Here is a 12806-nt window from a genome sequence, read left to right as displayed (position 1 = left end):
TGAAAGTTTACCTATTTTAACCGTTTTTCTGCTTTTTCAACAAGGGTTCTATTTCTCCTTGCAATGGTTGTTCTAAGGATGAAAGTTCCTGCAATTGCTGTTCTAAACATTCACGCCAAGACTGGGCGGGCTTGGTGTGCGCCGCATGATAGAGCAATACAGTATGGTAAACGGCATGGGCACCCCCTTTCATCGAATAGACACCGACTTGCCGTGTTGCTTCGTTTGACCGTACACACAAGTGGTAAATTGGCGGCAACCAATAATCCGTACTACCGAGCTTCTTCATAAGCGTGATGCGTTCAATATCACACCATGCTTTTTGCCACTCACGGTTACGGGGGAACAGTGCAGCAAAAGGACAACGCACCGTGATGCCTTTGCCGTCCAGTATCAGCACGGGACGGCGGTAAAACAAGGTCGGCAGCCAATGCCAAAACAGATACAAACCCAAACTGCCAGACAGCAGACCGCCAAAAACGAATAATAACCAACCAAAGTGCGGGGCATTGCCATTCATCACTTCCTGCCACAATGTCATGATGGCGACATACGCAAGCAACAGAGAAAACAGGGCATAAAACAAAAAAACCAATCCAAGTTGCCAACTGTAGAATAAAGAAGTGGTTGGCGTAATATGTGGCGGCTGATGCAGGCGCAACGCGGCAATACTCTGTTGCAGCATGGGAAACAAATCATGGCTGCCCCCTTTAAGCAAACGGCTTTGCAATAATTTGGGCGCACCGTAACGGTTGTGAAAAGCAAAACAATGGGAAGACGGCGATGTAACCATGACAATATCTTGCCACGATAATTGCCATTGGCGTTGCGAACCTTGCCACACGGCAGGTTGGTTCACACGGATACCGTGTTTGTCAATCGCCACCACTGTCCGCCGGTAAAACCATTGCCGCCACACCCGCACACAGCCAATAAACTCCGCCCGCCAATGCCGCAAGCGTTATCAGCAGCTTCAACAATGCCAAAATTTGCGCTTCAGGCTGCGGCGCCTGCCAAACGGCGTGCCAAAATTTGGGCAGCAACGCCCAAGCAATCACCACCAAATGCAAACCCAGCAGCACAAACGCGCTGCCGCGCCGCAGACTGTAACGGACGGTGCAGGACGGAAAATCTTTGTGCATCTGTCGGACTTTCGGAAAGAAACTGTTTGGCATTGTAACAACGGCAAAAATTTTTGTCTGCGCCCGTTTGGCTTAACTGCGTTACAATGCGGGCTTTTTTGCCGATGGGGGTTTCATGTCTGCCGTTCCCGCTTATTTTGACCGTATCCGCATTGTGTTGTCGCGCACCAGCCACCCCGCCAACATCGGCGCGGCGGCGCGGGCGATGAAAACCATGGGCTTGCGCCGTTTGGTGCTGGTGTCGCCGAATCTGATGGCAACGCCGCAAACGCCCGAACCGCCCGTGTTCCGCCCCGAGCGTGCGGGTGAATTTGTGTTGCCCGAAGAGAGTTTTGCTTTGGCATCGGGCGCGGCAGACGTGTTGGAACGGGCGCAGGTTGTGGCAGATGTGGCGGAAGCCGTTGCCGATACGGTGCTGGCGTGTGCGCTGACCAGCCGCCGCCGCGAATTGTCCGCGCCTTTGCACACGCCGCGCCGATTAACGCCCGAGCTGCTCGCCGCCGCGCAAGCGGGGCAGGAAGTCGCGCTGGTGTTCGGCAACGAAACGTTTGGTTTGAGCATTGACGAAGTGCGCTGCTGCAACCGTTTGCTGACGATTAACGGCAATCCCGATTATTTTTCGCTGAATCTGGCACAAGCGGTGCAGGTGGTGTGTTACGAATTGTTCAGCCAAACCGATGCCGATTTGCGCCGTTTGCAGCCCGATGCCGCGCCCGCCACGGCGGAACAGGTGGCGGGCATGGTGGCGCATTTGGAAGAAACCCTGCACGAAATGGATTTTTTCCGCCGCCGCAATGCCGAACGCATGATGCGCCGTTTGCACGTTTTGTTCCAACGCGCACAGCCCGAATCAGAAGACATCGATTTGCTGCGCGGCATTTTCCGCACGGTGCAGCAGCGCACCGGAACGGACAAATAACAAAAGCCCCGCAGCAGGCGGGGCGGAAGTCAGCCTTTGAACACGGGCAAAATATCGGCGCGGCTCAAAAGCTGGGCAACGATGTTGATGACGCCGAAGGCAAACACCCACACCATCAGCCATGCGCCGCCGTACACGCGGTAGCCCTTGCCCAAGCCGAATTTTTTGCGCGAAGCACGCAGCAGCAAGGCGGGGACGAGCGCCGTCCACACCGTTGCCGCCAAACCCACATAGCCGATGTATTTGACAAAGCCTGTGGGAAACAGCAAACAGGCGACAAACGGCGGCAAAAAGGTGATGGCGGCGGTTTTCGCCCGTCCGGCACGGCTGCCGTCAAAGCCGAACAAATCGGCAATATAATCAAACAAGCCCAGCGTTACCCCCAAAAAAGACGAAGCAATCGCCATATACGAGAAAAAACTCAATATCCACGCCATATTGCCGGTGGCGGCGAATTTGGACAATTCCGCAATCAAAACCTGCACATCGCCGTCGGCGGCAATCACGGGCGCAAACGCGTTGCGCGGCAGATTGCCCTGCACCGCCGCCTGCCACAGCACATACACCGCCAAGGCAAGCAGCGTGCCGATTTGCAAAGCACGGGCAACTTTGCGGGCGTTGCCGCCAAAATACTGAAACAGGCTCGACACATTGCCGTGAAACCCGAACGATGCCAAACACACGGGCAGCGCCGCCCCCAAATAAATCCAATAAGACGTGCCTTCCGGCGCGGCGCGGTCAAACAACACCGACACCTGCGCCGAAGCCAGCAAACCGCCGTTTGCCCACAAAAATGCCACCACCATGCCGCCAATTAGCACCGAAGTCAAACGGTCAATCCAGCGCGTGGACAGCCACACGCACGAAGCAAACAGCACGAAAAACACCACCTGCCCCACCGGCAAAGGCGCATCGCCCAAAGCCCGTGCCGTCAGCCCGCCGCCCACGAAAATATACGCATAAGTGAGCAGATACAGCACAAACGCCACCGACAAACCGTTCACCACATTCCAGCCCCGCCCGAGCAAATCCTTCACCATCGTGTCAAAATTCGCCCCTTGCGGATAATGCGTGTTCACTTCCAAAATCATCAGCCCCGATGAGAGCATCGAAAACCACGTATACAGCAACACCAGCAGCGAGCCGGCAAACCACACCCCCGCCGTGGCGGTGGGGTTGGCAAGCATGCCCGCCCCGATGACCGTACCGGCGATAATCATCGCCCCACCCAATAAAGAAGCCTGTTTGTGCATCAAAATCCACCTGTTTTCGGCAAAAATACAAGCATTATAACGTAATTTTACACAAAAATACATTTGGCAAAATTTGCTTGCACAGCCTGCCGCACACACGGGCAAATATGCCACACTTTTACCTGCCGCCGCGCCGCCGCGCTGCGATTCGGCGCGGCAATCCCGTTATAATCGCGCCATTGTTTCCCCCATCGCAACACACCACAAAAGGCAGCGCGATGTTTCACCCACAGGGCGGCACATAAAGCACAACCCCACGCCTTGCCCTGATTCGGACGGACTGACGCCCCGCCCGAACAAAAGCTGATTTTACCGCCGTAAACGGCGGGGTTTCCAAACTGAAAGGAATTTTATGAATACCCCTGTTGCCGCACCTGCGGGCGGTTGGCGCATTTACTTCGAGCGGCGGGCGCTGACCCTGCTGGCATTGGGCTTTTCGGCGGGCTTGCCGATTGCCATGATTTTTAGCGGACTAAGCTTTTGGCTGGTGGAAGCGGGCATCGAGCGCAAAACCATCACCATGTTCAGTTGGGCGGCGCTGGGCTACGCCTTCAAATTCGTGTGGTCGCCTTTGGTGGACGCACTGCCCCTGCCCGTGCTGACACGCACGCTCGGCACGCGCCGCGCTTGGCTGCTGACCGCACAACTGCTGGTGGCGGCAGCCATGGTATTGATGGCATTCACCGACCCGTCCCTGCCCGGACAAATCACCGTCATGGCGGCGGGCGCGGTGCTGCTGGGTTTTGCCTCCGCCACGCAAGACATCTGCATCGATGCCTACCGCATCGAAATCGCCCCCGACGATTCCGCCATGCAAACGGTGATGTCGTCCACCTATGTGATGGGCTACCGCTTGGGCATGGTGGCTTCGGGCATGGGCGTGTTGTTTTTGGCGGCGAAGCTGGGTTCTGCCAAAGGACAATATCTGTATCAGGCATGGCAATACAGCTATCTGGCAATGGCACTGCTGATGGCGGTGGGCATCGCCACCACACTGCTGATGCGCGAACCGCCGCACAGCCGCGAACACCAACCGGCAGCAGCAGGCGAAAACCTGCGCTTGGTTCTGACCTTCGTGTTGGCGGTCAGCGCCTTCGTGCTGGCGTTCCGCTTGGCGGGCGCGGCACTGCCCGACATCAACAATGCGCCGCTTACGGCTTTCGCGCTGGAAACCCTGCGTTTGGCGGGCGCATTGGCGGCGGCATTGGCAACGGGCGTGTTGGCGGTCAAAGCGGGTTTGGTGTCGGCGGCAACGGCACAACGCACATGGATTACCCCCGTTACCGACTTTTTCAAACGCTACGGCGCACGCGCCGCCCTGCTGCTGGCACTGATTGGGCTGTACCGCATTTCCGACATCGTGGCGGGCGTGATTTCCAATGTGTTTTATGCCGATTTGGGCTTCAGCAAAGAAGACGTGGCGTTGGCAGTGAAAACCTTCGGCGTGGTGATGATGGTGGTCGGCGGTTTGGCGGGAGGCATACTGGCACAACGCTTCGCCATCATGAAAATGATGATGCTCGGCGCGGTGGCGGCATCGGTAACCAACCTGCTGTTTATCCTGCTGGCGCAACACGGCGGCAACACCCACTTGCTCTACTGGGTGGTGGGCTTCGACAACTTCGCCGCAGGATTGGCATCAACCGTTTTCGTTGCCTTCCTGTCTGCCCTGACCAACATCCGTTTCAGCGCGGTGCAATACGCCCTGTTCAGCTCGCTGATGACCCTGTTTCCCAAAGTATTGGGCGGCTACTCGGGCGCGATGGTGGACGCAATGGGCTACGAAGGCTTTTTCGGCTTCACCGCCGCGCTGACCTTGCCCGTTTTGCTGCTGATTTGGCTGGCGGACAAAAAAATCTTCTCGCCGCAGCACGCCAATCACTCCAACCTTTGAGCAGGCGTTCCGAACGCCCCTGCCCGCCCAGCCGTGCGGCAGGGGCGTTTTTCCGCCGCCGCAAGAGTAATAAATCAAATTAAAAATCAACTTTCTATAAAAATTTATCCCGCGCCGTACGGCACATTTGATTTACATCAATAAGCCGTTTTGCCAAGCGCCTATAATGGCATAAAAATAAAAGCACAAAAGAAACGCAAACCGCAGAATGCCCGTCATTCTGTTTCCTTAAAAAAACCATTCAATCGTTTAACATTTTTCCTCTTGATGTGTGTGTGTTTGGGTGTGGCTCGTGCCACACCTTCTTTTTTTGCCGTTTTCGCGCATCATCACACCCCCCAAAAAACCTCTGTACCGTCATGCCCGCGCAGACGGGAATCCATTTCCTGATGTTTGGCAGTTGAACTTCGACTTGGATTCCCTCATTCGCGGGAATGACGGCGCGGTGTTTTTTCGGTCAATTGATGACGCGCCCTACCCCGCTTTGCCCGCCAAACGGGCGACAATCTGCGCCGCCGTTCCCGCTTGTGCCAAAGGTGCGTTTTGTCCTGCCCAAAACGGCGAAAACCCCCATTCGTTCCGCGCTTCGGCAGCACGGCGCAGGGGCGCGAGGGCGGCGGCGGCATGGGGAAACGGCGGGGCGTGTTCGTGCCACACGCCCAGTTCGCGCATCAGCCGTCCGACCACGCCCCGCGCGCCGCCGCCACTGAACAGATTGGTAACGGCGGTGTGTCCGGCGGCGGGGCTTTGCAACACGGCACGGTGGGCGGGCGCGGTGTCGGCTTCGTCTGCCAACAAAAACGCCGTTCCCGCCTGCACCGCCGCCGCCCCCAGCGACAAGGCGGCGCGGGCAGTGGCGGCATCGGCAATGCCGCCCGCCGCAATCACGGGCAGCGACACGGCACGGACGATGTTCGGCAACAGGGCAAACGTGCCGCTTTGACCGTGCGGATTGGCGTCCAAAAACCAGCCGCGATGTCCGCCCGCTTCCCAGCCCTGCGCGATGACCGCGTCTGCGCCGCGCTGCTGCAAAAACCGCGCTTCGGCAACGGTGGTCGCGCTCGCCAGAATCCGTGCGCCTGTGGCGCGTACCGCCGCCAACAAATCGGGCGCGGGCAAGCCGAAATGAAAGCTCACCACCGGCGGGCGGAATTGTTGCAGCACCGCCAGCATTTCCGCATCAAACGGACGGCGGACGGCGGCGGGCGCGGCATCGTCTGCGGCGGCAAATTCGTCATAATACGGCTGCAACCGCGCCCGCCACGCCGCCAACACGTCTGCATGGGCAACAACGGGCGCATGGGCAAAAAAATTGACGTTGTACGGACGGCTGCCGACTGCGGCACGCACCGCTTGCAGCGATTGCGCCAATTGCGCCGGCGACAACATCGCCGCCGGCAGCGAACCGAGCGCACCCGCACGACACACGGCAACCGTCAGCCGTTGCGACTGCACCCCCGCCATCGGCGCTTGAATCACCGGATAAAGCAATTGCCCCAACAAAGAACGCATGGTTTTACCTTTTTCGATGTGCTGTTGATGCCAAAATTATAGACGGTTTCGCGGCGGCTGTTGTAAACACACACACCCGCCGCACCCGCCGTCCGCGCCGATTTTTCCCAAACAAAGCAAACTGATAATCATCTTTTCGTGCCGCGCAACGGCAAAATCTGTTAAAATCACGCCGTTATCCGTCAAAATTTTTCCGCCATGACCGCTCCCCTGCCCCCAAGCCTTGCCGAACGCGCCGCCCGCATCAAACTGCTGATTGTGGACGTGGACGGCGTACTCACGGACGGACGGCTCTACATCAACGCGCACGGCGAAGTGTCCAAAGCCTTTCACACGCTGGACGGACACGGCATCAAAATGCTCCAGCAAAGCGGCACCCCCACCGCCGTCATCACCGCCCGCAACGACCCCGCCGTCCGCGCCCGCGTGGAACAACTCGGCATCGCCCATTATCTGTGCGGCGAACACGACAAAAAAGCCGCTTACGCACGTTTGCGCGGACAAATCGGGCTGCATGAAAGCGCGTGCGCCTTTGTCGGCGACGATGTGATTGATTTGCCGGTGATGGTGCGTTGCGGACTGCCCGTTGCCGTGTCCAACGCCCACGACTTCGTCAAACGCCACGCCGCGTACACCACCCGCGCAAGCGGCGGCGCGGGCGCGGTGCGCGAAGTGTGCGAACTGATTTTGCAGGCGCAAGGGCATTTGGACGCGCTGCTGGCGGAATATGTGCGATGATGTTGCGCGGCAACTGGCTGTTTCCCACCGCTTTGGCGGTGATTTTGGGCGGCTTGTCGGCGTGGCTGGAACGGGTCAGCACCGTGCCGCTCGAGCCAACGCACCTTGACCCCGCCTTGCCCCAATACGAAATTTACGGCATGGCGGGACGGCGTTTTGACGGACACGGGCGTTTGCGCGAACAGTTGGACGCGCAACGCGCATGGCAGTTGCCCGACCGCGAAGACGTGTATTTGCAGGGCGCGGAACTGCGCGTGTCGGAAAACGGGCAGCCGCGTTACGCCGTTTCAGGCAGCCGCGCCCGCTACGGCATCAAAACGCATCTGCTGGATTTTGACGAAGGCGTGGTGCTGCGCCAATTTTCCGACCGCCAACGCCCCGAAGCCGAAGTGCAAACCGCCGCGCTGACGGTGGACACGCAGGCGCAAACCGCCCGCACCGATGCGCCCGTGTCCTTCCGTTTCGGGCAGTCGCACGGCACGGCGCAAGGACTGCATTACGACCACAAAACCGGCAAACTGGATTTGCCCGCCCAAGTGAAAGCCTTGATTTATGACTGGAAAAATCATCAATAATACCTTAACCGCGCTGCTGTGCGCCGTCTGCCTGCACGCGCACGCGCTGGAAAGCGACCGCCGCCAGCCCATCGCCATTGAAGCCGACCAAGGCTCGCTCGACCAAAAAAACCAAGTAACCGTGTTTAGCGGCAACGTCGTCATCAAACAAGGCAGCCTGAATATCCGTGCCGAGCGCGTGCGCGTGGCGCAGGACAAAAACGGCAACCAAACCATGCAGGCGGAAGGCAGTCCCGTGCGTTTCGGGCAACAGCTTGAAAACAAAGGACAGGTGGAAGGTCAGGGCAATAAAGTGGAATACGCTTCGGCAACGGGCATCGTGCGCTTGAGCGGCAACGCCAAAGTGCGGCGCGGCGGCGATGTGGCGCAGGGCGAAACCATTACCTACAATATGCGCAGCGAAGTGTATACCGTACTCGGCGGCAAAGCGGCGGGGCTGAAAAACGGCGGGCGCGTGAGCGTGATTATCCAGCCGAGCGGCAGCAAAGAATTGAAACCAAAAGATTTGAAAAAACCGAAATAAACGTTTTCAGGCAGCCTGAAAACCGCACATCATGACTTCACATTTACACGTTGCCGGTTTGCAAACAACCTTTAAAAAACGCCAAGTGGTCAAAAACTTCTCGCTGGACATTCATAGCGGCGAAGTCATCGGGCTGCTCGGCCCCAACGGTGCGGGCAAAACCACCAGCTTTTACATGATAGTGGGGCTGATTGCCGCCGATGCCGGCACGATTACGCTGGACGGCACGGAACTGCGCCACCGCCCCATTCACCAACGCGCCCGCGCCGGCATCGGCTACCTGCCGCAGGAAGCCTCGATTTTCCGCAAAATGACGGTGGAACAAAACATCCGCGCCATTTTGGAAATCCGCCTGACCAGCCGTTCGGAAATCGAACGGCAATTGGAACAACTGCTCGCCGACCTCAACATCGCCCGCCTGCGCCACAGTCCCGCGCCTGCCCTGTCGGGCGGCGAGCGGCGGCGGGTGGAAATCGCCCGCGTGTTGGCGATGCAGCCGCGTTTTATCCTGCTGGACGAACCGTTTGCGGGCGTGGACCCGATTGCCGTGATAGACATTCAAAAAATCATTGTTTTTTTGAAACAACGCGGCATCGGCGTCCTCATCACCGACCACAACGTCCGCGAAACCCTGCGTATTTGCGACCGCGCCTACATCATCAGCGACGGCACCGTGCTGGCATCGGGCAAACCGGACGACTTGGTTGCCGACCCACAGGTTAAAGCCGTGTATTTGGGCGAAAACTTCAACTACTGACACCATTATGAGCCAAAACCACCTTCACCTCAAACTCAGGCAAACCCAGCAACTGAGCCAAAACCTTCAGCACTCACTGCGCGTACTGCAGATGTCGGGGCAGGAATTGGAACGCGAAGTGGAAGACTGGCTTGCCGACAACCCCCTGCTCGAACGCGCCGCCGAGCCGGAAACCCCGCTCGAACCCACCCGCCTGTCTGCCGCCATCGGACAACGCGCACAAGGCATCGGCGGCGACGATGCCGAAAACGTTTGGGAAAACATCGCCAAAGAAGACAATCTGTACACCTACCTGCACGCCCAAGTGTGCGAACACCCGCTTGACGAACAAGAAGCGGCACACGTCCACATTCTCATCGACTTTTTGGACGAACACGGCTACCTCACCGACAGCCTCGAAGAAATCGTGGAACACACCCCGCTCGAGTGGATGCTCAGCGAAAGCGACTTGGAAACCGCCCTCGCCCACCTGCAAAACTTCGACCCGCCCGGCATCGCCACTGCCAATCTCGGCGAATCGCTGCTGCACCAGCTCTCGCGCCTGCCCGCCTCGCCCGAACGCCGTTGCGCCGCCCAAATCGTCAGCCGCCACCTCGACCGTCTCAAACACGGCGTCCACCAAAACTGTACCCACCTTGCCAAGCACCTGCCCGATTTCGATGCCGACACCATCAAAACCGCCTTGGAAATGATTGGCACACTCAACCCCTTTCCCGCCTACGGCTTCGCCGCCGACACCCCCACCGCCTACATCCAGCCCGAAGTCGTCATCAAAGAACATCAGGGCGTTTGGCATGCCGTCAGCAACGAAACCACCTGGCCGCGCGTCAAAATCAACAGCGAGCTGATGCAGGCACTGAACGAAGCGGGCAGCACCGACCCCGTTTGGAAAGAAAAAGCCGCCGAAGCACGGCAAAAAGTGGACATGCTGTGCCAACGCAAATCCACCGTCATGCGCATTGCCGAATACATCGTCGATAAGCAGCAGGATTTTTTTCATTTTGGCGAAATCGGACTCGTGCCCATGCTGCTCAAAGACTGCGCCCAATATCTGGAGCTTGCCGAAAGCACCATCTCCCGCGCCGTCAATCAAAAATATTTGTCTTGCCCGCGCGGCGTATTTCCCTTACGATACTTCTTTACGCAAACGGCGGTAACCGGCGAAGACGAAGAAGGCATCAGCCAAAGCGTCATCAAAGCACTGATGGTGCAAATCATCGACAGCGAGAACAAGCACAAGCCCTACAGCGACAGCCAATTGATGAAACTGCTGCAACAGCAGGGCATCAATATTTCCCGCCGCACCGTTGCCAAATACCGCGATTTGCTCAACATTCCCGCCGCAGGCAAACGGCGCGTGTAACTGTTTTTCCGTCCAATGTTCAAGGAGTTGAACCATGAATCTGCACATTACCGGTTTGAATGTCGATGTCGGCGACGCTTTGCGCCAGCGCATTGCCGCCAAAATGGAACGGGTAAACCGCCACAGTAGCGGCATCATCAGCGTCCAATTTACGCTTTCCGCCGACAAACACCAGCACAAAGCCGCCGCACAAATCCACTTGGCGGGCAAAGACCTGCATGTGGAAGCGGTGGAAAACGAAATGCAGGCGGCGATTGACGTCTTGATGGACAAAATCGACCGCGCCGTGTTGCAGCACAAAGAAAAAAGCCAAAACGTGCGCTAGGGCGTGTCATCAATTGCTTTGCGAAGCAGCTTTTCAAGCAAAAATTCGCAGATGCAAGGCGAAAATCCGCACAAGGTTGGGCACCTTGTAAGGATTTTTAACGCGGCAGGTGCGGATTTTAGCTGAAAATACCGCCGCATAAGTAAATGATGACACGCCCTGACCGCCCCGACAAACCCAAAACAAACAGCACCTTTTTCAAGGTGCTGTTTTTATGAACACAATCGTGGCGCAATTTAAACTTTTGACCGGGGCGTGCCATCAATTGACCGAAAAAACACCGCACCGTCATTCCCGCGAATGCGGGAATCCAAATCGAAACACAACAAACCTTAGATAAAACATTGCCCGCAAGTTATCGTACAGTGGATTCCCGCCTGCGCGGGAATGACGATGATTTTCATATTGAACTGATTTTCAGTAGGAAAATTTAGTTGATGGCACGCCCTAATCTTTCTGCGACACCATCACCGGCAAACCGCGCACGGCAGCCAGCGTTTCATCGGTTTTTTTCTGATATTTTTTCAGTGCCGCCAAATCGGGGGCATTGAGCTTGGGCGTGGGCAGTGCCGCCGTTGCCGGATTGACGTGCTGTCCGCCGATACGCACTTCATAGTGCAGATGCGGGCCGGTGGAACGCCCCGTGCTGCCCACCAAACCAATCACATCGCCCGCCCGCACCCGCGTGCCTTCGTCCACACCACTGACAAACGCACTCATGTGGGCATACAGCGTTTCCATACCGTTGCCGTGCGACACCATCACCGTATTGCCGTAGCCGCCCTTCCAGCCGCGAAACGTTACCACCCCGTCGCTGGGCGCAAGGATTTTCGTGCCTGTCGGCGCGGCGTAGTCAATGCCCGTGTGCATTTTGATGGTTTTCAATACGGGGTGCAGACGAATTCCGTAGGGTGAAGAAATGCGGCTGAAAAACTCAATCGGCTGACCGGCAAAACCTTTTTTCAAAGCATTGCCCTTTTCGTCATAAAAATTGCCGCCCGTGTCGCCGTGCTCGAAATAATAGCCGTGATAAGTGCGCCCGCCCGTGCTGACTTCCGCCGCCAACACATTGCCCGTGGCGATTTCCTGCCCGCGAAAATACAGGCTTTCATACAGCACGCGGATGCTGTCGCCCGCTTTAAGCTCGTTCAAATCAAATTTGTCGCTGAACATCTCGCGCAAAGACGTGCGGATTTCCACCGGCACGCCCGCCCGCGACAATGCGCCCGTTGCCGATGTGCTGACCACCACCGAACGCAGCGAAGGCATGGTTTCGGTATCGACCTCGCCCACATGAAGCTGCCATTTGCCGTTGATTTTTTCAATGGCAACCAAATTGCGCTCGCCGTTGTCGTCATCATTAAAAAACTGCACGTCGGTAACGTCGCCCGCCGAGTCCACCCGCGCCGAGATAATCTGCCCTGCGCGAAGCTGGAGCATTTTGGTATCGACAGGGCTGTTTTTCAGGAAATTTTGAATGCTGTTTTCGCTCACGCCCAAGCGGGTGAGAATCAGGCTCAAGTTGTCGCCCGTTTGCACTTCTTCGTCATACCAATAGCTTGTGCCTTTGCTGCCGTTGGCAGCCACAGCAGGCATGGGCAATTCCTGCACCACGCGTTCGACTTTGTACTGTTCTGCGGGCGCGGCAGTTTGGGGCTTGCCCACAGTCGCCCACGCCATGCCCGACACCGTCAGTGCCGCGATTACGGAAAAACTTCGGGAAAAATTCGGTTTTTGCATCGCCATAGATTGGTCAGTTAAACAAAAATGATGAAAACAGCCGCGTATCTTATCAGCATTCGGGC

13 protein-coding genes are annotated in these 12806 nt (G+C 57.3%); 8 read left to right on the top strand and 5 right to left on the bottom strand.

What is annotated here, in order from left to right; genetic code table 11:
- Nucleotides 1–16 precede the first annotated feature (16 nt).
- On the bottom strand, nt 17–859 hold the full coding sequence (locus G392_RS0103095) for a hypothetical protein (protein ID WP_156900776.1): 843 nt from the start codon (nt 857–859) through the stop codon (nt 17–19).
- A 16-nt stretch (nt 860–875) separates the two neighbouring features.
- Nucleotides 876–1142 (bottom strand): hypothetical protein, encoded by a 267-nt coding sequence (locus G392_RS0103090; RefSeq protein WP_027009037.1) that lies wholly within the window; start codon nt 1140–1142, stop codon nt 876–878.
- Nucleotides 1143–1257: 115 nt separating this feature from the next.
- Between G392_RS0103090 and G392_RS0103085 the strand changes: the two genes are divergently transcribed.
- Entirely contained in the window at nt 1258–2061 is an 804-nt protein-coding gene (locus tag G392_RS0103085) for an RNA methyltransferase (RefSeq protein WP_027009036.1), read from the top strand.
- A 29-nt stretch (nt 2062–2090) separates the two neighbouring features.
- On the opposite strand, the gene G392_RS0103080 is transcribed toward G392_RS0103085, so the two are convergent.
- A complete protein-coding gene (locus G392_RS0103080) occupies nt 2091–3317 on the bottom strand; it encodes an aromatic amino acid transporter (RefSeq protein ID WP_027009035.1) in 1227 nt (408 codons plus the stop codon).
- 349 nt (nt 3318–3666) lie between these two features.
- On the opposite strand from G392_RS0103080, the gene G392_RS0103070 reads away from it, so the two are divergent.
- Nucleotides 3667–5208 (top strand): AmpG family muropeptide MFS transporter, encoded by a 1542-nt coding sequence (locus G392_RS0103070; RefSeq protein ID WP_051255543.1) that lies wholly within the window; start codon nt 3667–3669, stop codon nt 5206–5208.
- Between the two features lie 474 nt (nt 5209–5682).
- On the opposite strand, the gene G392_RS0103060 is transcribed toward G392_RS0103070, so the two are convergent.
- Nucleotides 5683–6720: an NAD(P)H-dependent flavin oxidoreductase gene (locus tag G392_RS0103060; RefSeq protein WP_027009033.1), complete on the bottom strand. Its 1038-nt coding sequence runs from the start codon at nt 6718–6720 to the stop codon at nt 5683–5685.
- A 198-nt stretch (nt 6721–6918) separates the two neighbouring features.
- On the opposite strand from G392_RS0103060, the gene G392_RS0103055 reads away from it, so the two are divergent.
- The 6 genes from G392_RS0103055 to hpf are packed head-to-tail and all read left to right on the top strand — an operon-like array spanning nt 6919 to nt 11001.
- On the top strand, nt 6919–7458 hold the full coding sequence (locus G392_RS0103055) for a KdsC family phosphatase (protein WP_027009032.1): 540 nt from the start codon (nt 6919–6921) through the stop codon (nt 7456–7458).
- Entirely contained in the window at nt 7455–8033 is a 579-nt protein-coding gene (gene lptC, locus G392_RS0103050; protein ID WP_027009031.1) for an LPS export ABC transporter periplasmic protein LptC, read from the top strand. Before G392_RS0103055 ends, lptC begins: the two co-directional genes overlap by 4 nt.
- On the top strand, nt 8011–8556 hold the full coding sequence (lptA, locus tag G392_RS11980) for a lipopolysaccharide transport periplasmic protein LptA (RefSeq protein WP_051255542.1): 546 nt from the start codon (nt 8011–8013) through the stop codon (nt 8554–8556). The genes lptC and lptA overlap by 23 nt, the downstream gene beginning before the upstream one ends.
- A gap of 31 nt (nt 8557–8587) precedes the next feature.
- Nucleotides 8588–9313 (top strand): LPS export ABC transporter ATP-binding protein, encoded by a 726-nt coding sequence (gene lptB, locus G392_RS0103040; protein WP_027009030.1) that lies wholly within the window; start codon nt 8588–8590, stop codon nt 9311–9313.
- A gap of 7 nt (nt 9314–9320) precedes the next feature.
- Nucleotides 9321–10676 carry an RNA polymerase factor sigma-54 gene (rpoN, locus tag G392_RS0103035; RefSeq protein ID WP_027009029.1) on the top strand — a complete coding sequence of 452 codons (1356 nt, stop codon included), beginning with the start codon at nt 9321–9323 and terminating at the stop codon, nt 10674–10676.
- A gap of 34 nt (nt 10677–10710) precedes the next feature.
- On the top strand, nt 10711–11001 hold the full coding sequence (gene hpf / locus G392_RS0103030; RefSeq protein ID WP_027009028.1) for a ribosome hibernation-promoting factor, HPF/YfiA family: 291 nt from the start codon (nt 10711–10713) through the stop codon (nt 10999–11001).
- Nucleotides 11002–11448: 447 nt separating this feature from the next.
- Here the strand turns inward: hpf and G392_RS0103020 are convergent, their stop codons facing one another.
- Nucleotides 11449–12747, bottom strand: coding sequence for a peptidoglycan DD-metalloendopeptidase family protein (locus tag G392_RS0103020; protein WP_034334279.1), 1299 nt, complete (start codon nt 12745–12747; stop codon nt 11449–11451).
- Between the last annotated feature and the right edge of the window lie 59 nt (nt 12748–12806).

The sequence above is a fragment of the Conchiformibius kuhniae DSM 17694 genome, assembly GCF_000428785.1.
Lineage (GTDB): Bacteria > Pseudomonadota > Gammaproteobacteria > Burkholderiales > Neisseriaceae > Conchiformibius > Conchiformibius kuhniae.
The sequence above is the reverse complement of the archived record's forward strand: the minus strand, read 5'-3'. Positions and strand labels throughout refer to the sequence as shown.